The following is a 19498-nucleotide window of genomic DNA, read 5'->3' as shown; positions in this document are numbered from 1 at the left end:
CCTCACCCGGTTCCGCCTGGAGCGCGACCTGCTGACCGGCCTCCCCAAATGGCTGCGCCATCGCGCCAAGACTCCGCGGGCATGGGATGTCCGCCACGGAGCCGGACATCCGCGGTGACAGGAAGACCGGCCGGTGCGCACCGGCCGGTCTTCCTTGGTCTCAGAGGCCCGGCTCCCGCACCGAGGTGCGCCGGGCGATCTGGGCCTGAAGTCTGGCCATCTGCCAGTGCAGCTCGATGAGTTGCTCGGTGAGCTGGAGACGGGGAATCTCGGACGGGTCCTCTGTGGCCAGGTGGTCGATCGCGGTCGACAGCTCTCGCATCGCGCGCCCCCACTCCATGACGGCTTCCTAGGATCGAAACAACGTTCGAATCATAGCGGAGTGCCGATCACGATGTCAGTGATTGTCGCCGAAGGCGCACCGGCGACCCGGCTGAGGCGCGGGGGCCCGGCGACGGGCGCCGGAGCCCGGTCCGCCGTGCTCCGGCGCCGCGACCGCCACACCTGGCCGCCCGCCCTCAGACCTCGTACACCGGGACGATGTATCCGCGGGCCAGGGTGTGGGCGGTGATGTTGAAACCCACCACGGCCGGCGGCGTGTCGGCGTCCACGCCCAGCTTGTCCACGTCGAGGGCGTGCACCGCGAAGATGTAGCGGTGCGGCCAGCCGGGGGGCGGGGCAGCGCCGCCGTAGGCGTTGGTGCTGTAGTCGTTGCGGCCGTGCACGCCGAAGCCGGAGTCGGCACCGCCCGCTCCGGCGGGCAGTTCGGTCACCTCGGCCGGGATGTCGAACAGCAGCCAGTGCCAGAATCCGCTGCCGGTGGGGGCGTCGGGGTCGAAGCACGTCACCGCGTAGCCGAGGGTGCCCTCGGGGGCCCCCGACCAGCGCAGGTGCGGTGAGATGTTCTGCCCGGTCGCGCCCCAGCCGTCGAACACGTGGGCCTCGGACAGCGTCTCGCCGTCGCGGATGTCGTCGCTCTCGACGGTCAGCGCGGGGACCTGGGGCAGGAAGTCATATGGGATCGGTGGCCGTGTGGACACGATTCACCTCCGGTAGGAGCGTCTTGTCGGTCGCTCCCATCCTGCCCCGCCGCCGGAGGATCTCGCAGGCGGCGGCTCCCGCGCCGTGGACACGTCGTGGGCCGCTCGGCCGCCTCGCCGTACGGGGAGGCTGCGGCGGGCCCGGGCGTGCCGTCAGGCGCTGTTGTAGGCGGCGAGCACCGCCTTGGGGTCGCCGTCCATCTTGATCTTGCCCTTGTGCAGCCAGATGACCCGGTTGCAGGTCTCCTCGATCACGTCGAGGTTGTGCGCGACCAGGAAGACCGTGCCGGCCTCGTCGCGCATCTGCTTGATGCGCTCCTGGCTCTTGCGCTTGAAGTCGCGGTCGCCGGTGGCCAGGGCCTCGTCGATGAGCAGCACGTCGTGGGCCTTGGCCGAGGCGATGGCGAAGCGGAGCCGGGCGCCCATGCCGGAGGAGTAGGTCGACATGGGGAACTGCACGAACTCGCCGATGCCGGAGAAGTCGACGATCTCCTCGTATTTGTCCTTCACCTGCGCGGGGTTCATGCCCATCGCGTAGCAGCCCAGCACGATGTTGCGCTCGCCGGTCAGCTCGCGCATCAGCGCGGCGTTGACGCCGAGCAGGGAGGGCTGGCCGTCGGTGTAGACCGCGCCCGAGTGGGGCGGCAGCAGTCCGGCGATGGCGCGCAGCATGGTGGACTTGCCCGAGCCGTTGCGGCCGATGATGCCGATGGCGTCGCCGTGGTAGGCCACGAAGGAGACGCCGCGGACGGCGTGGACCTCCTTCATCTGCGGCCTGCCCTGGCGCTTGAGCAGCCGCATGAGGGCGTTGGCCGCGTTGCCCTTCTCGGCGTCGGTGGCCGCGCCGTACACGCGGTAGATGATGTGCAGGTCGTCCACGATGACCGTCGGAGTGCCCGTACGGCTGTTGCCGACGGGGTCCGGGTTGGGGTGCACCCTGACGTCCTTGGTGGGGACGCGGGGTTCCTCAGCCTTCACGCTGGACAGCTCCTCGGTCAACTCAGCCACGGCCGTACTTCTCCTCGGCTCGCCAGAAGTACCAGAAGCCACCGATCAGGGCGAACAACGCCCAGAATACGCAGACGATCCAGACCCACGGCCGGACGGCCTGCTGCGTGTGCTGCATGAGCAGGTCGCGCATCAGCTCGATGTAGGCGGCGGCCGGGTTGAAGTACATGACGTCGGCGACCCACTGCGGCAGGCCCGCCCCGTGGACCGGGTCCACGATCTTCTCCTCGATGGAGAAGAACACGCCGGAGGCGTAGAGCCAGGTGCGCGTGATGAAGGGCAGCAGTTGGTTCAGGTCGCGGGCGGTGGCTCCCACGCGGGCCAGGACCAGGCTGGCGCCGATGTTGAACATCGTCTGCAGCAGCAGGGCCACCGGGATCAGCAGCCAGAACCAGGTGATCGGCTCGCCGGTGATCAGCACCAGCGCGAACAGCACGCCCATCGAGATCAGGAGCTGCTGGAACTCCTGGATCGTGTATGCGAGCGGGAGCGCGGCGCGGGGGAAGTGCAGGGCGCGGATCAGCGACAGGTTGCCGGAGATCGCCTTGGCGCCGCCGCTCACCGAGCGCTGCGTGTAGGTGAAGACGAACATCCCGGTGATGAGGAAGGCCGGGTAGTTCGGAATGTTCTTGCTCGCGCCGAGGATCAGGCCGAACATCAGGAAGTAGATGGCGGCGTTGAGCAGGGGGGTGAGGACCTGCCAGAGCTGGCCCAGGGCTGAGTTGCTGTACTTCGAGACGTTGCGCGAGGTCGCGTAGGTCATGACGAAGTGCCGTCGTTCCCACAACTGGCGCAGGTAGACGGGCAGACTGGGGCGTGCGATGGCACGCCGAAGTCCGTAACGCTCGGCGAGCTTGGCCAGCGGCTCTTGCCCCTTGTCAGGGGTGCCGTTATTCGGGCCGCCCGCCTGGGCGTCCGCGATCGCGGATTCCGGCTGGCTCATGGCAAGGACTCTATTGGATGCGAGTGGTTGAAGTGCCTACGGCGGTGGTCCGCCGCACACATTGGACGGGATCTCCGCGGAAGAGGTTCCAGGGCAATTGTGCGGTTCGCCTGCGAACCTCCGGTCCCCCTGCGACGGGGTCAACGTTAGCCCAGCCGAGGGTCGTGCGGGGGCAATGGATGCAAGCACCCGTGGGGCGGGGGTACTTTGGCGTGACCGTTCGCGTCCTACATGTACCTTTGTGTCCGGTTTTAGTGTGCCTGTGGGCACGGGTTGGTCAAGCCGGTAGACGTATGGCCTCGAACTGGCACATGCGTGACCGAACTGCAACATCACAGAGACATTTAGGTGTGGAGCGGTGCGGGATAGTCGCGTCCGACTGGTGTGGCGTCAACACCTTGGCCGGAACGGCGAGGGCAGGGGGACCACAACATCCTCCGCCTGGCCGTCCGGCTCCGGGACCTCAACGGCGACGTCCGCCTGTAAAGGGAGGAATTACCACTATGCGCGTTACTAAGGGCGCACGGATCACGGCCGGTACCGCGCTGCTCGCCCTGGGGCTGGCCGCGTGCGGCGGCCAGACCTCCGCGGGTGGTGGGACGGCCTCGGCCGACCAGCCCGTGCGCATGGAACTCGGCGAGCCGCAGAAGCTCTTCTACCCCGGCGACACCACCGAGTCCGAGGGCTCCGAGGTGCTGGCCGCCATCTTCGCCCCACTGGTCAGCTACGACGAGAACAAGCAGGTCGTCAACGACGTCGCCGAGTCGATCAAGACGACCGACAACAAGGTCTGGACGATCAAGCTCAAGCCGGGCTACACCTGGCACAACAAGGAGCCGCTGATCGCGCAGAACTACGTCGACGCCTGGAACTACTCCGCCGACCAGGACAACGCCCAGGGCGCCAACGGTTTCTTCAGCCGCGTCGAGGGCTGGGCCGACCTGAACCCGGGCGAGGGCAAGACCGTCTCCGCCAAGGGGATGAAGGGCCTGAGGGTCATCGGCGACGCGGCCACCTCCCGGACCTTCCAGATCACCCTCACCAAGCCGTTCTCGCAGTTCAAGACGATGCTGGGCTACACGTCGTTCTACCCGCTGCCCAAGGCCGCCTTCGACGACGCCGGCAAGGTCACCGAGGCGTACGCCAAGCAGCCGATCGGCCAGGGCTACTTCAAGTTCGACAAGCCCTACAACAAGGGCACCGACCAGATGATCAACCTGACCCGCTACGACGCGTTCCCCGGGGACAAGCCGAAGTTCGACAAGCTCCAGTTCAGGCTCTACGCGAGCTCCGAGACCGCGTTCAACGACCTGCGCGCCGGCAACCTGGACATCCACGACTCGCTGCCCCCGTCGGCGATCGCCAGCGCCAAGGCCGAGCTCGGTGAGCGCTACATGGACGAGGCCGACGCCGGCGTCGGCTACATCGGCTTCCCGATGCAGTACAACAAGACCTACGAGAACGTGAAGGTCCGCGAGGCCATCTCCATGGCCATCGACCGCAAGACGATCGCCGAGACGGTCTTCTCCGGCACCCGCGCCCCGGCCGACGACTTCATCAACCCGCTGCTCGACGGCTACCGCCCCGGCGCCTGCGCGGTCTGCACCTACGACCCGGCCAAGGCCAAGTCGCAGTACGCCGAGAACAACGGCCCCAAGACGCTGGAGCTGGGCTACAACTCCGACGGTCCGCACAAGGAGTGGATCGAGGCCGTCGCCAACAACCTCCGCGCCAACCTCGGCGTCCAGGTCACGGTGAAGCCGTTCGAGAAGTTCGCCTCGATCCTCGACGAGCTGGACAAGAAGACCTACGGCGGCATGTTCCGCATGGGCTGGGCGATCGACTATCCGTCCGCCGAGAACTACCTGACCCCGGTCTTCTCCACCGTCGCGATCAAGACCGGCTCGAACTACGCGGGCTGGTCCAACAAGGAGTTCGACGACCTCCTCGCCAAGGGTGACAGTGCCGCCTCGCAGACGCAGGGCCTGAAGTACTACCAGCAGGCCGACGACATCCTGATCAAGGAACTGCCGTACATCCCGGTGTACTTCTACCGGACGAACGTCGCGTTCTCCCAGCATGTCAAGGGCATCAAGCTCAACCTCCTCAACCAGGTCGAGTGGACCCAGGTCGAGAAGGTCGCCTGACGGACGGCGGCGGGCCGGGCGCGTGAGCCCGGCCCCATGGGCTGCCTCCGGGTGGTCCCTCGCACGGCACGACCCGGCCGGTCGCGAGGGGCCGTCCCCGAGGCGTGTACGGGAGGCTTGAATGGGCCGTTACATCATCAGGCGCCTTGTCCAGGCGATACCTGTCCTGCTGGGCGCCACCCTGCTCATCTACGCCATCGTCTTCGCGCTGCCCGGTGACCCCATCGCGGCGCTGGCGGGCGAGAAGCGGGTGGACCCCAACATCACCGCCATCCTGCGGGAGCACTACCACCTGAACGATCCGTTCCTGGTGCAGTACTGGTACTACCTCGTGGGCCTGTTCGGCGGCGACTTCGGCACCACCTTCGCCGGGGTGCCGGTCACCGACATCATGGCCGGCAAGTTCCAGGTGACCATCAACCTGGCGATGACCGCCCTGGTCATGGAGGCGATCATCGGAGTCGGCCTCGGCCTCTACGCGGCGCTGCGCCACGGCAGGGCCCAGGACTCGATGGTCCTGGCCTCCACGCTGGTGCTGATCTCCATCCCCACGCTGGTCACCGGGTTCGTGCTCCAGCTGCTCCTGGGGGTCAAGGTCGGCCTGCTGCCCGTCGCGGGTGTGACGGACGGCTGGCGCAGCTACCTGCTGCCCGGCTTCGTGCTCGCCGGGACGTCGATCGCCTACCTCACCCGGCTCACCCGGACCAGTCTCGTGGAGACCCTGCGCGCCGACTACATCCGCACCGCGGTGGCCAAGGGCCTGCCCCGGCGCCGGGTCGTCGGGCGGCACGCGCTGCGCAACGCGCTGATCCCGTTGGTCACCTATCTCGGCGCCGACCTCGGCACGCTGATGGGCGGGGCGGTGATCACCGAGACCATCTTCAACCTGCCGGGCATCGGCCAGCAGCTGTTCAGCTCGGTCTACCTGCGCGAGCAGTCCGTCGTCGTCGGCATCGTGACCGTGCTGGTGCTGATCTACATCCTGGCCAACCTGGTCGTCGACCTGCTCTACGCCGTGCTCGACCCGAGGATCCGTTATGAGTGACACCCTTGCTCCGGCCGCCAGGCGCGCCAAGCACGGCAAGCGGGCCAAGGCTCCCCGGCCCCCCAAGGCCGCGAGCCTGTGGAGCGACGCCTGGCACGACCTGCGCCGCCGTCCGCTCTTCATCGGCTCGGCCGTCCTTATCGGCATTTTTCTGATCATGTCGATATTTCCCTGGCTCTTCACCTCCGTGAACCCGTTCGACGCCGCGAGCTGCCGGCTCGCCGAGGCCCGGCAGGGCATGAGCGGCGCCCACTGGTTCGGCACCGACAACCTGGGCTGTGACGTCTACGCCCGCACGATCTACGGCGCCCGCAACTCGATCGTGGTGGGGGTGACGACCACGGTCGTCACCGCGCTGGTGGGCGGCCTGCTCGGCCTCGTCGCGGGGTTCAAGGGCGGCGCGCTCGACACCCTGTTCTCCCGGATCACCGAGATCTTCTTCGCGATCCCGTCGATCCTCGGCGCCCTGCTCATCCTGGCGGTCTTCCGCACGGGCAACGTCTGGACCGTCATGCTGGCGCTGGCCGTACTGACCTGGCCGATGACCTTCCGCATCATGCGGGCCGCGGTGATCACCGCCAAGAGCCAGGACTACGTGGTCGCGGCCCGGGCGCTCGGCGCCTCCGCGCCCCGGATCATGTTCCGGCACATCCTGCCGAACGCGGTCGCGTCCGTGATCGTGGTCGCCACGATCAACCTGGGCGGCTTCATCGCCGCCGAGGCAGGTCTCTCCTTCCTCGGGGTCGGTCTACGCTCGCCTGACATCTCCTGGGGACTTATGATCTCCGATGCCCGGGAGCGCTTCCTGGAGGCTCCGGGTCCGCTGCTGTTCCCGGCGCTGTTCCTGAGCCTGACCGTGCTGGCCTTCATCATGCTGGGCGACGCCGTCCGCGACGCCCTCGACCCGAAGCTGCGGTAAGGGGGACCTGTGAAGAAGACGTCAACGTCGGTGCTGCCCGCCGAGGGAGCCCTGGGTGACGAACCCCTGCTCTCCGTCGACGACCTGCACGTGGAGTTCGTCACCAGACAGGGCGTCGTCAAGGCGGTCAACGGGGTCAGCTACTCGCTGAACCCCGGCGAGACGCTCGCCGTGCTCGGCGAGTCGGGCTCCGGCAAGTCGGTGACCGCCCAGGCGATCATGGGCATCCTCGACATGCCGCCGGCCCGCATCCCCCGGGGCGAGATCCGCTTCCGGGGCACGGACCTGCTCAAGCTGACCGAGGAGGGCCGCTCCCAGGTCCGCGGCCAGCGGATCTCGATGATCTTCCAGGACGCGCTCTCCGCGCTGAACCCGGTCTTCACCGTGGGCTCGCAGATCGGGGAGATGTTCCGGGTGCACCGGGGCACCTCCCGGCGTGACGCCGAGAAGAAGGCCGTCGAGCTGATGGACCGGGTCCGCATCCCCGGCGCCAGGCAGCGGGTGCACGACTACCCGCACCAGTTCTCCGGCGGCATGCGCCAGCGCATCATGATCGCGATGTCGATCGCGCTCGACCCGGAGGTGCTGATCGCCGACGAGCCCACCACGGCGCTCGACGTGACGGTGCAGGCCCAGATCATGGAGCTCCTGGCCGAGCTGCAGCGCGAGAGCAACATGGGCCTGATCCTGATCACCCATGATCTCGGCGTGGTGGCCGACGTGGCCGACAAGATCGCGGTCATGTACGGCGGGCGGATCGTGGAGAACGCCCCCGTGCACGACATCTACCGGGCCCCCGCCCACCCGTACACCAAGGGTCTGCTGGACTCGATCCCCCGGGTCGACCAGAAGGGCCAGGAGCTGTACGCCATCAAGGGCATGCCGCCGAACCTGCTCGCGATGCCCTCGGGCTGTGCTTTCCACCCCCGGTGCCCCTACCGTCAGGACAACTGCGTCACCGACGCGCCGCCTCTCCACGAGATCGGCTCGACACGCAGCAGCGCCTGTCACTACTGGAGGGAGGTCCTCGATGGCAGCCACGGGTGAGCCGATCCTTGAGGTCCGCGACCTGGTCAAGCACTTCCCGCTGAACCAGGGCATCGTCATGAAGAAGCAGATCGGTGCGATCAAGGCCGTGGACGGGGTCTCCTTCGACCTGCGGCGCGGTGAGACGCTCGGCATCGTCGGCGAGTCCGGCTGCGGCAAGTCGACGCTGGCCAAGCTCCTGATGGCGCTGGAGCGGCCGACCTCCGGCTCGGTGAGGATCAACGGCCGGGAGATCGCCCAGGCCAGGGGCGGCGAGCTCAAGCGGGTCCGCCGCAACATCCAGATGGTCATGCAGGACCCCTACACCTCGCTGAACCCCCGGATGACCGTGGGCGACATCATCGGCGAGCCGTACGAGATCCACCAGGACGTCGTCCCCAAGGGGGGCCGCCGCCGCAAGGTGCAGGAGCTGCTGGAGGTCGTGGGCCTCAACCCCGACCACGTCAACCGCTACCCGCACCAGTTCTCCGGCGGCCAGCGCCAGCGCATCGGCATCGCCAGGGGGCTGGCGCTCCAGCCGGAGATCATCGTCTGTGACGAGCCGGTGTCGGCGCTCGACGTGTCGATCCAGGCGCAGGTCATCAACCTGCTGGAGCGGCTGCAGAACGAGTTCGACCTCGCCTACATCTTCATCGCCCACGACCTGTCGGTGGTCCGTCACATCTCCGACCGGGTCGGTGTGATGTATCTGGGCAAGATGGTCGAGCTCGGTAAGGACACCGAGATCTACGACCGCCCCGCCCACCCCTACACCCAGGCGCTGCTGTCGGCGGTGCCGCTGCCCGACCCGGAGGGGCGCGAGCGGCGCGAGCGGATCATCCTCCAGGGCGACCCGCCGTCCCCGGCCAACCCGCCGTCGGGGTGCCGCTTCCGCACCAGGTGCTGGAAGGCGCAGGACATCTGCGCCGAACAGGAGCCGCTGCTGCAGATCCGGCCGGGCACCGCGCACGCCAGCGCCTGCCACTTCGCCGAGACCCACGACGTGGTGCACGTCTAGGGGCCATGTGCGCGAGCGTGGCGCGCGCCGGAGGGCACGGCGGGGCCCGCGGGATCCCGGAGAACGGAGAGGGCGACGCCCCCACATCGAGATGTGGGGACGCCGCCCTCTCCGCTTGTTACCGCTTGCCGTTACCGGTTACCGGTCCGCTCGCCACTATCGGCCGAGGACGCTGACACCGACGCCGCCGATGCCGACGAGGCCGCCGATGCCGACGCCGTGGCCGACGCCGCTGCCCTGGCTGATCACGGTGCCGCCGCGGTTGTAGCCGCCGCGGCCGTAGCCGTAACCGTAGCCGCCGCCGTAGCCGTAGCCGCCGCCGTAGACGACGCCGCCGCCGTAGCCGTAGCCGCAGACCGAGCCGCCGTAGACCACGCCGCCGCCGCAACCGGAGGACACGCTGGTCGGGATGACGGTGTTGCCGTAGGTGACGGTGCCCGTCGGGACGAAGACCGGGGCCCCCGCGATGACGGTGTCGTTGCAGCAGTTCGCGGCCTTGGAGGTGGAGGCGGACGCGACGGCGGCCGGCGCGAGGACGGCGACGCCGACGCAGGCCGTGGTGATGAGAAGACGACGAATCATGATTTTTTTCTCCCCCGACAACTCGGGCGGCGCATCGGTGATGCGCACCGCAACCGAGTGACTACGTGTTGTCGCGATGAGTATTCCGGGTTGCGGGGAAGGCGTCCAACACCTTGATGCTTCGGTTCCGTCAAGTAGTGGCGATGATGGCGGAGCCGTGGCCGAACAAGCCCTGGTTGGCGGCAAGGCCGACCCTTGCCCCGGTAATCTGGCGCGATCCGGCCCTCCCGCGGAGCTGCCAGGTGAGCTCGCAGACCTGCGCGATGGCCTGGGCCGGGACGGCCTCGCCGAAGGAGGCGAGCCCGCCGGAGGGGTTGACCGGGATCCGGCCGCCGAGCGAGGTGTCCCCGGCGCGCAGCAGCTTGCCGGCCTCGCCGGGCGGGCAGAGACCGATCTCCTCGACCCAGTCGAGCTCCAGCGCGGTCGACAGGTCGTAGACCTCGGCGAAGGACAGGTCGCCGGGGCCCAGGCTGGCCTCCTCGTAGGCGGCGTGGGCGATGGAGGCGCGGAAGGTCCGCTCGGGGGGCGGCACCGCGGCGGTGGAGTCGGTGGCGAAGTCCGGCAGTCCGAGCACGGTATCGGGGAAGGACGGCGTCACGGTGGAGACGGCCGCGAGCCGTACGGGGCCGCGCGCGCCGTGGCGGCGGGCGAAGTCCTCCGAGGCCAGCACCAGCGCGGCGGCGCCGTCGGAGGTGGCGCAGATGTCCATCAGCCGCAGCGGATCGGCCACCATGGGAGAGTCCAGCACCTGTCCGGCTGTGACGGTTCTGCGGTAGCGGGCGTTGTCGTTCAGGGAGCCGGCGAGGGCGTTCTTGACCTTGACGGCGGCGAAGTCCTCGGCGGTGTCGCCGTACAGGGCCATCCGCCTGCGCGCGTAGAGCGCGAAGTACGCCGGGTTGGTGGCACCGAGCAACCGGAACCGGAGCCAGTCGGGATCGTCCGGGCGGTCGCCGCCCACCGGCTTGAAGAACCCCTTGGGCGTGGAGTCGGCGCCGACGACCATCGCCACGTCGCAGAGCCCGGCGAGGATCCGGGTGCGGGCGATGTCGAGGGCCTGGGCGCCCGAGGCGCACGCCGCGTAGCAGGACGCGATCCGCGCGCCGCTCCACCCCATCGCCTGGGCGAACGTCGCGCCGGCGACGAATCCCGGATAGCCGTTCCTGATCGTGCCGGCGCCCACCACGTACTGGACGTCGGTCCAGGCCAGGTCCGCGTCGCGCAGGGCGGCCCGGGCGGCGGCCACGCCGTACTCGGTGAAGGGCCGTCCCCACTTCCCCCAGGGGTGCATCCCGGCACCCAGGACGACGGCGCTCACGGCCTGCCCCACATCCACACCGGCGGGCCGTCGGCGAGCGGGCCCCAGGTCAGCTCCAGCTCCATGCCGACGTGCAGTTCCTCCACGGTCAGGTCCTTGACCTGGCCGAGCACGACGATCCCCTCCTCGGCCAGCTCCACCGCCGCCAGCGTCACCGGCGTGTACGGCTCGGCCGCCACGAACGGCGCGGGGGGCGGGTAGTAGGCGTTGGTGTAGGACCAGACGGTGCCCCGGCGCGAGAGCCGCGTCTCGGCCAGGTTCTCGCCCGCGCAGCGCGGGTTGGGGCAGAACCCCGTCCGGGGCGGGAAGCAGACGGTCCGGCAGTCGGCGCAGCGGGTGCCGAGCAGATGCGCGGTGCCGCCGTCCACGGTGAACCAGCCGTCGATCACGGGTGCGTCCATAACAGGATATTACACAAGCGCTTGCTAGGTAACATCCCCAAGGGGGGACGGGTGCCGTGCTTCAGGGGCGCCGTGTTTCAGGCGCGGTGCTTCAGGGGGCGGGTGACAGCCGTACGTGGGCGCCCGGGGGGAGGCCCAGCCGCTGGGAGGCGTCACCGGAGTTGACCGCCAGCGCGACCAGCCCCGCCGAGTCGGCGAAGGCGACCAGCTCTCCGGGGGCCACCGCGGCGTATGTCTCCCGGAACGGCACCGAGATCTGCCTGCGGCCCAGCCAGACCGCCAGCGTGTCGCCCGGCCGCACTCCCAGCGTCGCCAGGTCGCGCGCGCCGACCGACAGCTGGGTGTTGCCGTAGCGGTCGACCGACAGCACCTCGCCCTCCACCACGCCCTCGCGCACCAGCGAGGTCGGCGCGGGCAGCGAGACCAGCCGCCCCAGGGAGATCTCCGGCCCCAGCTCGGCCAGGCTCCGCCCGACCGTCAGGTGCGCCGCCACGGGGGCGAAGACGTCACGCCCGTGGAAGGTCGGCGAGACCGGTTTCCTGAAGAGATCCTCGTTGGTCAGCTCGTATGCCGCCCTCGCGCCGCCGCTGGCGTGGACCGCCCATGACAGCACGCCGTTGTCCGGGCCGAGGAACACGTGGCTGCCGGCCTCGACCGCCACGGCCCGGCGCGAGCCGCCGCCGGGATCCACCACGGCGATGTGCACGCCGGCGGGCAGATAGGGGATCGTCTGCGCCAGAATCGCCGCGGCCCGCCGTATGTCGCCGGAGGGGACCAGATGGCACACGTCGATGATCCGCGACTCCGGCGAGATGCCGACGATCACGCCGTGGCAGGCGGCGACGTAGCCGTCCTCCAGGCCGTAGTCGGTGAGAAGAGTGATGACAGAGGTCACATCTGGTGACTGTACGTCTCCGCATCCGCTGTGAACAGCCGGAAATGCATGCGTCGTAAACAGCCCGAAATTCCCGACTATCCTGGCAGCGGGCCGTGCGCCCGCGGTGTGACCATCGCGTGCCCGACCGAGGAGGACAGCCAATGGACACTGCGCCGATCCCCGGTGACAGTGCTGCCCAGGAGCCGGCCCCGCGGGCTCTCACCGACCGGGAGCGGGAGCTTCTCGCCTTCGAGCGCCAGTGGTGGCGCCACGCGGGGGCCAAGGAGCAGGCCATCCGTGAGACCTTCGACATCTCGGCCACCCGCTACTACCAGCTCCTCGGCGAGCTCATCGACAGGCCCGAGGCGCTCGCCCACGATCCGATCCTGGTCAAGCGCCTGCGCCGGCTCCGCGAGACCCGCCGGCGCGACCGCGCCGCCCGGCGGATGGGCTTGCGCCCCTGATCCGTGGGTACGGCCAGACAGACAAGCAGCCGGGCCGACCCCTGGAGGACGAGCCACATGAGCCGGGCAGGACGGCGGAGCCGACGAGGAGCCGAGCGAGCATGACCGTGGACACTCCCGACGGACTGCGGGCGATCATCGACGACCCCGCGGGGGCGGTGATCGGGCTCGACTTCGACGGCACGCTCTCCCCGATCGTGTCCGACCCGGCGGCGGCCAGGATCCACCCGGACGGCCCCGCGACGCTGGCCAGGCTCGGTGGGCTGGTCGGCGCCGTGGCGGTCGTCACCGGCCGCCCGGCCGCCACGGCCGTCGAGTACGGCTCCCTGGCCGGGGTGCCGGGGCTGGTGGTGCTGGGCCACTACGGCCTCGAACGCTGGGAGGCGGGCACGCTCACCGCGCCGCCTCCCCACCCCGGCCTGGCGCGGGTCCGGGCGGAGCTGCCCTCGCTGGTCTCGCGCTTCGACGGGGCCGTGATCGAGGACAAGGAGCGGGCGGTGGCCGTGCACACCCGGCGGACCGCCGAGCCGCAGGCCGTGCTCGACGCGCTGCGCGAGCCGGTCGCCAAGCTGGCGGCCGAGGCGGGGCTGACGGTGGAACCGGGCAAGTTCGTGCTGGAGCTGCGGCCGCCCGGGACGGACAAGGGGATGGCGCTGAGCGCCTTCCTGCGGGAGCGGGGGGCGCGCTCGGTGCTGTTCGCCGGCGACGACCTGGGAGACCTGGCGGCCTTCGCGGCCGTGCGGGCCTCAGGGCTGCCGGGGGTGACGGTGTTCAGCGGCTCGGCCGAGCTGGCCGTGGAGGCCGACATCGTGGTGGACGGGCCCGACGGGGTGATGGAACTGCTCGGCTCGATCTCCGATGCCATTGAGAGTTAAGTCATCGTCAAGTCGCGGCCGATAGCTTTCGCGGCATGAGAAAGACCGTTTACGCCCTCGCCGCGCTGGCCGGCGCCGCCATGCTCGCCGTCCCGGCGGCCGCCTCCGCCTCGACCGCCTCCGCCTCGACCACGTCCGCCTCCGCGTCGGCCACGCAGACCCTGTCCTTCCGGGGGATGAGCCTGACGATCCCCTCCGGCTGGCAGGTGTATCGCGACGGCGACCGGGTCAAGGTGATCACCGGGGCGTGCGGCAAGCCCTCCGCCGGCTACTTCACCCCGAAGTGCGACGCCTTCTGGATCTTCGGCCCGAAGGTTCTGAAGTACGGCCACGAGGGGTTCTCCGCCTACACGCCCGAGCAGCCCTTCTACCCCGCCAGCGACGTGCAGGCCTGCCCCTTCAACGGCAAGTACGGCCAGGTCCTCGGCAAGGCCACCGCCGTCGGCGTGCGCCAGGTCGGCCCCGGGCACAAGGCCGACTACCGGTCCTGGTTCGGCCGGTGCGTCAAGCACAGCAACGGCGAGCAGACCGCCACCTTCGACCAGCGCGAGTGGTATCTGCCCAAGTCCAAGATCCTCGTGGTGGACGTCTGGAACACCCCCGGCCTGGCGGACACGCTGAGGCGCGCTAGCTGGAGCTGACCAGGACCCCGCCGACGGCCAGCCCGACCAGGACGGGGACCATCACGAACGCCCACCGGATGCCGAAGCCGTCGGCCAGCGCGCCGAGCAGGAGGGGGCCTATGCCGACCGCGAGGCCGGCGAGGATGGAGGCGATGGCCGTGGCCTGGTCCGGCCGTCCGCCGGAGGCGTCCAGCACGCGCGACAGGGCCAGCGGGAAGTGCAGCGAGACCCCCAGCCCGGACAGGGCCAGGCCCGTGTAGGAGAGCACGGGGTCGCGGCTCAGCCAGAACAGCGTCCAGCCGGTGGCGGTGAGCGCGAGGGCGCCGACGAGCAGGACCGGGGGCCGCACCCACAGGGCCAGCCGTGCTCCGGCGAAGCGGCCGGCCGCCAGGCCGGCGGTGAACGCGGTCAGCCCGGTCGCCGCCACCGCCGCCGACAGGCCGGTCCGGTCGGCGAAGAGCTTCGCCGCCCACAGGTTGAAGCAGAACTCCAGCGCGACGCAGCAGAACAGCACGGCCCCCGCGACGTGGAAGCGCCAGCCGAGGCGCGCCCCGCCCTCCGGACCGGGGCGGACCTCGGCGCCGGCGCGCTCGGGGATCCAGACGCGGCCCATGGTCAGCGCGAGCAGCACGGTCAGGACCGGGGTCATCAACAGCGCCGCCCGCCAGCCGAGCGCGGTCTGCGCGGCGGAGGCGACGACGAACGGCGCGGTGATGCCGACGCTCACCCCGACGGCGTTGGCCTCGCTGATCGCCGCCGCGCCCGCCGGGCCGTGGTGGTCGCTGAGCGCGGCCATGCCCGCGTAGAGGGTGATCGACGCCATCCCGCTGGCGATGCCGTACCCGAGAAGGGTGACAGGCAGCGCGGTGCCCGCCACCACCAGCAGCACGCCGGCGTTCATCCCGGCCAGGCCCGTCCAGGTGACGGCCCGGCGGCCGATCCTCCTGGTCAGCCAGGGCAGCGCGAGCCCGGTGAGGATGCTGCCGACCGCCATCGCGGTGCCGTGCAGTCCGGCGACCGCCTGCGACACCCCCTGGTCGATGCGGAGCATGGGGAGGGCGGCGCTGAGGCCGTACAGGTAGGTGGCGAAGACGCCGAGCTGCAGGTAGACGAGCCAGGTCGCGCGATCACGGGTCAGCCGGACGGGCGCGATCGTGGTCAACTGGCTCCCCCGGGCAGGTGGCGGGTCGAGACTTCCATGGGGACTATCTCATGACGGGCCGGACATTCCGAGAGCTCGTCGCCGAGCCGTTCTCCGGGGGCCCATCCGCGGAGGCCCACTTGAGGGCGCTCACCCGTGGAGTGCGGGGCTCGCCCGCGAGGCTCACTCGCGGGACGCGGGGCTCACCCGGGGACCTCACCTGCGGGGCGCGGGGCTCATTTGAGGGCGGCGAGCTGGTCGGAGAACCAGCGGTGCGGGGGGAGCGCGGTGGCGGCGGCGGCCAGGAGGGCGCCCCGGCGGGCGCGTTCGTCCTCGGGCATGACCAGGCCCTCATGGAGGGCGGCGGCCGTGGCCGAGACGTCGTAGGGGTTGACCAGGAGAGCGTGCTGGCCCAGCTCGGCGGCGGCGCCGGCCTCGCGGGACAGGACCAGCGCGCTGCGCGGCGACAGGACGGGGCCCTCCTTGGCCACCAGGTTCATGCCGTCGCGGATCGGGTTGACCAGCAGCACGTCGGCCAGCCGGTAGGCGGCCAGCGAGCGCGGGTAGTCGTCGTGCACGTTGAGGATCACCGGGGCCCAGTCCTCGGTGGCGTACTCGTCCTCGATCTCCTGGGCGCAGCGCTGCACCGCCGCGGTGTATTCGCGGTATTCGGGAAGATCGTGCCGGGAGGGGTAGGCGAAGGCGAGGTGCACGACCCTGCCGTGCCACTCGGGGTGGGCCGCCAGGAACTCCCGGTAGGCGGTCAGCCCCCGGACGATGTTCTTGGACAGCTCGGTCCGGTCGATCCGCACGATCAGCTTGCGGTCGCCGACCTGCTCGCGGAGGGCGGCCATGTGCGACTCGACGTCGGGTTCGCGGGCCCGCGCCCAGAGCGTCTCACCGTCCACGCCGAGGCCGTGCACGCCGATCCGGGTGGTCCTGCCGCCGTGGGTGACGGTACGGGCGGCGCGGTCCACCTCCGCGCCGAGCACCGTCTCGCAGCAGTCCATGAAGGCCCCGGCCCAGCGCGCGGTCAGGAACCCCGCGTGGTCGGCGCCCAGGATGCCTTCGAGCAGTTCGATCCCGACGCCGTCGGGGAGCAGGTTGAAATACTCCGGCGGCGCCCACGGGGTGTGTGAGAAGTGGGCCACCCGCAGGTCGGGCCGCTCGCCCCGCAGCATGGCCGGGACGAGGGTCAGGTGGTAGTCCTGGACCATCACCCTGGCGCCGTGCGCCGCCTCCTCGGCCAGCGCCGTCGCGAAAGCCTCGTTGTACGCCTGGTAGGACTCCCACTCGCGGCGGAACCTGGCGTCGAAGTGCGGCCTGTTGGGGGTGTCGTACAGGAGGTGGTTGACGAACCAGAGAGTGGAGTTCGCCACCGCGTTGTAGGCCCGGTGGAAGATCGTCGGGGGGATGTCGAGCATCCGCACCGCCCCGGTGTCGTAGCCGGCGTGGTCGAGCCGGCCGCCGGGCGCCAGCCGCGCCGCGCTGCGGTCGCCGTCGGACAGCGCGGCGCAGACCCAGAGCATGTTGAGACCCTTGGCGACCTCCGCCAGCCCCGAGACCAGGCCGCCTCCGCCCCTGCGCATGCTCAGGGAGCCGTCCTCGGAGAGCGTGAACGAGACGGGACCGCGGTTGGAAGCCACCAGGATCGCGTTCATCAGACCCCCTCGCCTAGGGACATGCTTGTCCCGAAGGTTAACCAAACATAACCCTCGACCGTAGGATGTCGAGCGACTGTGACCGGTGATGGGGGCCCTTGATGGCGCTGGACGAGACGACCGAGGAACTGGCCCGCATGGCCGCCGGGGGTGACCATCGCGCGCTGGGTGAGCTGCTGAAGCGGATCGAACCGGACGTGCTCCGCCACTGCGGGCGCATCCTGCCCTACCGGCAGGACGCCGAGGAGGCCTCCCAGGACACGCTACTGGCGGTGGCCCGCAACATCGGCCGCTTCGAGGGGCGGGCCCGGTTCACCACCTGGCTGCACATCGTGACCGCCAACTGCGCCCGTACCACCTACCGGTCGCTGAAGCGGCGCTCGGCCGAGCAGAGCTCCGACGAGCTGCCGCTGCAGAAGCCCGACGTCGCCCGGGTGAGCGTGATCGCCGGGTCCCGGCTGGACCTGCTCGACGCGATGGAGGCGCTGGAGGCCGACAAGCCGGAGCTGGCCCAGGCGCTGGTGCTGCGCGACATCTGCCAGCTCGACTACAACGAGGTGGCCGAGCAGCTCGGCATCCCGCTCGGCACCGCCAAGTCCCGCATCCACCAGGCGCGCAAATACGTCCAGGGCGCGCTGGGCGACGCCTACGGGTTCTGAGAGACCCCGGCGCGGCGGTCCGGGTCCGGGGACGGCGGGACGGTCCGAGGCGGTTCAGAGCAGTCCGGGTCCGGGGCGGGCCCGTGTGCGCCCGCGCGGTCCGGGGCGCACCGGCGGGGCGTTCGGAATCGTCTCCCGCGTGGCGTTCGGCTTCTACGGCCTTGAGTGGCAACGCCTGAATTAAGGTGGCGTTGCCCATGTCGCATGATCAAGCGGCGATTGGGGCGCTCTCCCCCCTCATGCCCGGAAGGCCGAGGTCGAGGAGAGACCCATGTCCCACAGACGTTCCCTTGCGGCGGGGTGTGTCCTGGCGCTCGCCGCACTTGCCCTGACGGCCGCCCCGGCCGTCGCCAGGCACCGGACGGCGGACAGCCCGGCGGTCCTGACCGCCTGGAACCCGCCGCCGGGCATGATCGAGGCGCTTGAGCGCGATCTCGGTCTCAGCCGGGAACAGGTCCACGCCCGCCTGGCCAACGAGGCCCGCCTGGCGCTGGTCGAGGAGGACCTCCGCCACCGGCTGGGCCCGCACTTCGGCGGCTCCTGGTTCGTCGGGACCACCGCGCAGATCCTCGTGGTGGCCACCACCGACCCCGCCGACATCCCCCAGATCATCGCCGGCGGCGCCCGGCCCGAGGTCGTCGGCACGTCGATGACGAAGCTCGTGTCGACCAAGAAGAAGATCGACGAGGTTCTGCTCGGCCGCCCGAAGGGCGGGACGGTGAGCTACATCGACGTGAAGACCAACAAGGTCGTCGTCCTGTCCAAGGAGACCTCGGAGACCGAGGTCATCATGAAGAGCATCGACATGGACGGGGCCGTGGTGAGCGTGCTGCCCTCCGGCGAGGACCCCCGGCCCTTCTACGACCTGGTGGGCGGCGACCCCTACTACATCGGCACCGTGCACCGCTGCTCGATCGGCTTCTCCGTGACCCGCGGAGCCCAGAAGGGCTTCGTCAGCGCCGGCCACTGCGGCAAGGTGGACGAGACCACCACCGGTTTCAACCGGGCGGCCCAGGGCGTCTTCCGGGGGTCGACCTTCCCGGGCAGCGACTTCTCCTGGGTCGCCGTGAACGCCAACTGGACGCCCAGGCCGCTGGTGAACAACGGCAGCGGCGGCACCGTGCGCGTCAGAGGCTCCAGGGTGGCCATCGAGGGCGCCTCGGTCTGCCGGGCCGGCTCCACCACCGACTGGCACTGCGGCACGGTCCTGCAGCGCGACGCCAGCGTCGCCTACCCCCAGGGGAGCATCTACGAGCTGACCCGCACCAACGTGTGCGCCGAGCCCGGCGACTCCGGGGGCTCCTTCGTCTCCCAGGACCAGGCCCAGGGGGTCACCTCCGGCGGCTCCGGCAACTGCACCACGGGCGGCGTCACCTACTTCCAGCCGCTCGGCGAGATCCTCACGACCTACGGCCTCACCCTGGTGACCGACGGCGGCAGTCCGCCGGCCGTCGCGGCCTGCAAGGGTTACCCGAAGAACGTCACCGGCAGGCTGAGCGCCGGTCAGGGCGCCTACCAGCCCGACAACCGCTACTACCGGGCGAGCGTCACGGGCCTCCACTCCGGCTGCCTGGACGCCGCCGACGGCGTCGACTTCGACCTCTATCTCCAGAAATGGGGCGCCCTCGGCTGGCTCACGGTCGCCCTCTCGGAGGGGCCGGGCCCCGACGAGAAGATCGATTACACCGGCACGCCGGGTTACTACCGCTATCGCGTGTACGCCTCACGCGGCTCCGGCCCCTACGCCCTGGGCT

Annotated in this window: 20 protein-coding genes; 10 read left to right on the top strand and 10 right to left on the bottom strand. The window is 70.2% G+C overall.

Annotated features, from left to right (window positions below):
* Positions 1-160: 160 nt before the first annotated feature.
* From ACWDS7_RS33630 to ACWDS7_RS33615, 4 genes are all read right to left on the bottom strand, one after another.
* The gene (locus tag ACWDS7_RS33630) at positions 161-340 is read right to left on the bottom strand and encodes a hypothetical protein (RefSeq protein ID WP_306862854.1); all 180 of its coding nucleotides are present in this window, start codon (positions 338-340) and stop codon (positions 161-163) included.
* 178 nt (positions 341-518) lie between these two features.
* Positions 519-1040: a YbhB/YbcL family Raf kinase inhibitor-like protein gene (locus ACWDS7_RS33625; RefSeq protein ID WP_451932536.1), complete on the bottom strand. Its 522-nt coding sequence runs from the start codon at positions 1038-1040 to the stop codon at positions 519-521.
* A gap of 153 nt (positions 1041-1193) precedes the next feature.
* A complete protein-coding gene (locus tag ACWDS7_RS33620) occupies positions 1194-2048 on the bottom strand; it encodes an ABC transporter ATP-binding protein (protein ID WP_306862858.1) in 855 nt (284 codons plus the stop codon).
* The gene (locus ACWDS7_RS33615; protein WP_306862861.1) at positions 2041-2991 is read right to left on the bottom strand and encodes an ABC transporter permease; all 951 of its coding nucleotides are present in this window, start codon (positions 2989-2991) and stop codon (positions 2041-2043) included. Before ACWDS7_RS33615 ends, ACWDS7_RS33620 begins: the two co-directional genes overlap by 8 nt.
* 503 nt (positions 2992-3494) lie before the next feature.
* Between ACWDS7_RS33615 and ACWDS7_RS33610 the strand changes: the two genes are divergently transcribed.
* The 5 genes from ACWDS7_RS33610 (at position 3495) to ACWDS7_RS33590 (ending at position 9146) form a co-directional block, all read left to right on the top strand.
* Positions 3495-5138 (top strand): peptide ABC transporter substrate-binding protein, encoded by a 1644-nt coding sequence (locus ACWDS7_RS33610; RefSeq protein ID WP_451932535.1) that lies wholly within the window; start codon positions 3495-3497, stop codon positions 5136-5138.
* Between the two features lie 121 nt (positions 5139-5259).
* Entirely contained in the window at positions 5260-6183 is a 924-nt protein-coding gene (locus ACWDS7_RS33605; RefSeq protein ID WP_306862865.1) for an ABC transporter permease, read from the top strand.
* Positions 6176-7102 (top strand): ABC transporter permease, encoded by a 927-nt coding sequence (locus tag ACWDS7_RS33600; RefSeq protein WP_306862867.1) that lies wholly within the window; start codon positions 6176-6178, stop codon positions 7100-7102. Before ACWDS7_RS33605 ends, ACWDS7_RS33600 begins: the two co-directional genes overlap by 8 nt.
* Positions 7103-7111: 9 nt before the next feature.
* A complete protein-coding gene (locus ACWDS7_RS33595; RefSeq protein ID WP_306862870.1) occupies positions 7112-8149 on the top strand; it encodes an ABC transporter ATP-binding protein in 1038 nt (345 codons plus the stop codon).
* Entirely contained in the window at positions 8133-9146 is a 1014-nt protein-coding gene (locus tag ACWDS7_RS33590; protein ID WP_451932534.1) for an ABC transporter ATP-binding protein, read from the top strand. Before ACWDS7_RS33595 ends, ACWDS7_RS33590 begins: the two co-directional genes overlap by 17 nt.
* A gap of 156 nt (positions 9147-9302) precedes the next feature.
* Here the strand turns inward: ACWDS7_RS33590 and ACWDS7_RS33585 are convergent, their stop codons facing one another.
* The 4 genes from ACWDS7_RS33585 to ACWDS7_RS33570 form a co-directional block, all read right to left on the bottom strand.
* Positions 9303-9728, bottom strand: a complete 426-nt coding sequence (locus ACWDS7_RS33585) for a hypothetical protein (protein WP_451932533.1) — start codon at positions 9726-9728, stop codon at positions 9303-9305.
* 130 nt (positions 9729-9858) lie between these two features.
* Positions 9859-11043 (bottom strand): lipid-transfer protein, encoded by a 1185-nt coding sequence (locus tag ACWDS7_RS33580; RefSeq protein WP_451932532.1) that lies wholly within the window; start codon positions 11041-11043, stop codon positions 9859-9861.
* Entirely contained in the window at positions 11040-11444 is a 405-nt protein-coding gene (locus ACWDS7_RS33575) for a Zn-ribbon domain-containing OB-fold protein (protein WP_451932531.1), read from the bottom strand. The genes ACWDS7_RS33580 and ACWDS7_RS33575 overlap by 4 nt, the downstream gene beginning before the upstream one ends.
* A gap of 91 nt (positions 11445-11535) precedes the next feature.
* The gene (locus tag ACWDS7_RS33570) at positions 11536-12339 is read right to left on the bottom strand and encodes an SAM hydrolase/SAM-dependent halogenase family protein (protein WP_451932530.1); all 804 of its coding nucleotides are present in this window, start codon (positions 12337-12339) and stop codon (positions 11536-11538) included.
* Between the two features lie 143 nt (positions 12340-12482).
* Here ACWDS7_RS33570 and ACWDS7_RS33565 point away from each other — a divergent pair, with 143 nt between their 5' ends.
* The 3 genes from ACWDS7_RS33565 (at position 12483) to ACWDS7_RS33555 (ending at position 14301) form a co-directional block, all read left to right on the top strand.
* Positions 12483-12785, top strand: coding sequence for a DUF3263 domain-containing protein (locus tag ACWDS7_RS33565; protein ID WP_306862887.1), 303 nt, complete (start codon positions 12483-12485; stop codon positions 12783-12785).
* 101 nt (positions 12786-12886) lie between these two features.
* Positions 12887-13660 carry a trehalose-phosphatase gene (gene otsB / locus ACWDS7_RS33560; RefSeq protein WP_451932529.1) on the top strand — a complete coding sequence of 258 codons (774 nt, stop codon included), beginning with the start codon at positions 12887-12889 and terminating at the stop codon, positions 13658-13660.
* Between the two features lie 35 nt (positions 13661-13695).
* The gene (locus tag ACWDS7_RS33555; protein WP_451932528.1) at positions 13696-14301 is read left to right on the top strand and encodes a hypothetical protein; all 606 of its coding nucleotides are present in this window, start codon (positions 13696-13698) and stop codon (positions 14299-14301) included.
* On the opposite strand, the gene ACWDS7_RS33550 is transcribed toward ACWDS7_RS33555, so the two are convergent.
* Together ACWDS7_RS33550 and ACWDS7_RS33545 are read right to left on the bottom strand one after the other, a co-directional pair.
* The gene (locus ACWDS7_RS33550) at positions 14288-15445 is read right to left on the bottom strand and encodes an MFS transporter (protein ID WP_451932527.1); all 1158 of its coding nucleotides are present in this window, start codon (positions 15443-15445) and stop codon (positions 14288-14290) included. The genes ACWDS7_RS33555 and ACWDS7_RS33550 overlap by 14 nt on opposite strands.
* 215 nt (positions 15446-15660) lie before the next feature.
* Positions 15661-17085, bottom strand: a complete 1425-nt coding sequence (locus tag ACWDS7_RS33545) for an alpha,alpha-trehalose-phosphate synthase (UDP-forming) (RefSeq protein WP_451932526.1) — start codon at positions 17083-17085, stop codon at positions 15661-15663.
* A gap of 101 nt (positions 17086-17186) precedes the next feature.
* On the opposite strand from ACWDS7_RS33545, the gene ACWDS7_RS33540 reads away from it, so the two are divergent.
* Positions 17187-17744 (top strand): RNA polymerase sigma factor, encoded by a 558-nt coding sequence (locus ACWDS7_RS33540; RefSeq protein WP_306862899.1) that lies wholly within the window; start codon positions 17187-17189, stop codon positions 17742-17744.
* 271 nt (positions 17745-18015) lie between these two features.
* The coding region (locus ACWDS7_RS33535) for a S1 family peptidase (RefSeq protein ID WP_451932525.1) at positions 18016-19498 on the top strand (1483 nt) is incomplete at its 3' end.

This window comes from Streptosporangium sp. NPDC003464 (assembly GCF_053588315.1).
Note: the sequence above shows the minus strand (reverse complement) of the source record. Positions and strands in the feature narration are given on the sequence as shown.

Excerpts from the sequence above, each read along its gene's own strand:
- ACWDS7_RS33555 (WP_451932528.1), top strand. The coding sequence starts at position 13,696 with ATGAGAAAGACCGTTTACGCCCTCGCCGCGCTGGCCGGCGCCGCCATG.
- ACWDS7_RS33540 (WP_306862899.1), top strand. The coding sequence starts at position 17,187 with ATGGCGCTGGACGAGACGACCGAGGAACTGGCCCGCATGGCCGCCGGG.
- ACWDS7_RS33630 (WP_306862854.1), bottom strand. The coding sequence starts at position 340 with ATGGAGTGGGGGCGCGCGATGCGAGAGCTGTCGACCGCGATCGACCAC.
- ACWDS7_RS33610 (WP_451932535.1), top strand. The coding sequence starts at position 3,495 with ATGCGCGTTACTAAGGGCGCACGGATCACGGCCGGTACCGCGCTGCTC.
- ACWDS7_RS33600 (WP_306862867.1), top strand. The coding sequence starts at position 6,176 with ATGAGTGACACCCTTGCTCCGGCCGCCAGGCGCGCCAAGCACGGCAAG.
- ACWDS7_RS33590 (WP_451932534.1), top strand. The coding sequence starts at position 8,133 with ATGGCAGCCACGGGTGAGCCGATCCTTGAGGTCCGCGACCTGGTCAAG.
- ACWDS7_RS33575 (WP_451932531.1), bottom strand. The coding sequence starts at position 11,444 with ATGGACGCACCCGTGATCGACGGCTGGTTCACCGTGGACGGCGGCACC.
- ACWDS7_RS33605 (WP_306862865.1), top strand. The coding sequence starts at position 5,260 with ATGGGCCGTTACATCATCAGGCGCCTTGTCCAGGCGATACCTGTCCTG.
- otsB (WP_451932529.1), top strand. The coding sequence starts at position 12,887 with ATGACCGTGGACACTCCCGACGGACTGCGGGCGATCATCGACGACCCC.
- ACWDS7_RS33615 (WP_306862861.1), bottom strand. The coding sequence starts at position 2,991 with ATGAGCCAGCCGGAATCCGCGATCGCGGACGCCCAGGCGGGCGGCCCG.
- ACWDS7_RS33585 (WP_451932533.1), bottom strand. The coding sequence starts at position 9,728 with ATGATTCGTCGTCTTCTCATCACCACGGCCTGCGTCGGCGTCGCCGTC.
- ACWDS7_RS33565 (WP_306862887.1), top strand. The coding sequence starts at position 12,483 with ATGGACACTGCGCCGATCCCCGGTGACAGTGCTGCCCAGGAGCCGGCC.
- ACWDS7_RS33545 (WP_451932526.1), bottom strand. The coding sequence starts at position 17,085 with ATGAACGCGATCCTGGTGGCTTCCAACCGCGGTCCCGTCTCGTTCACG.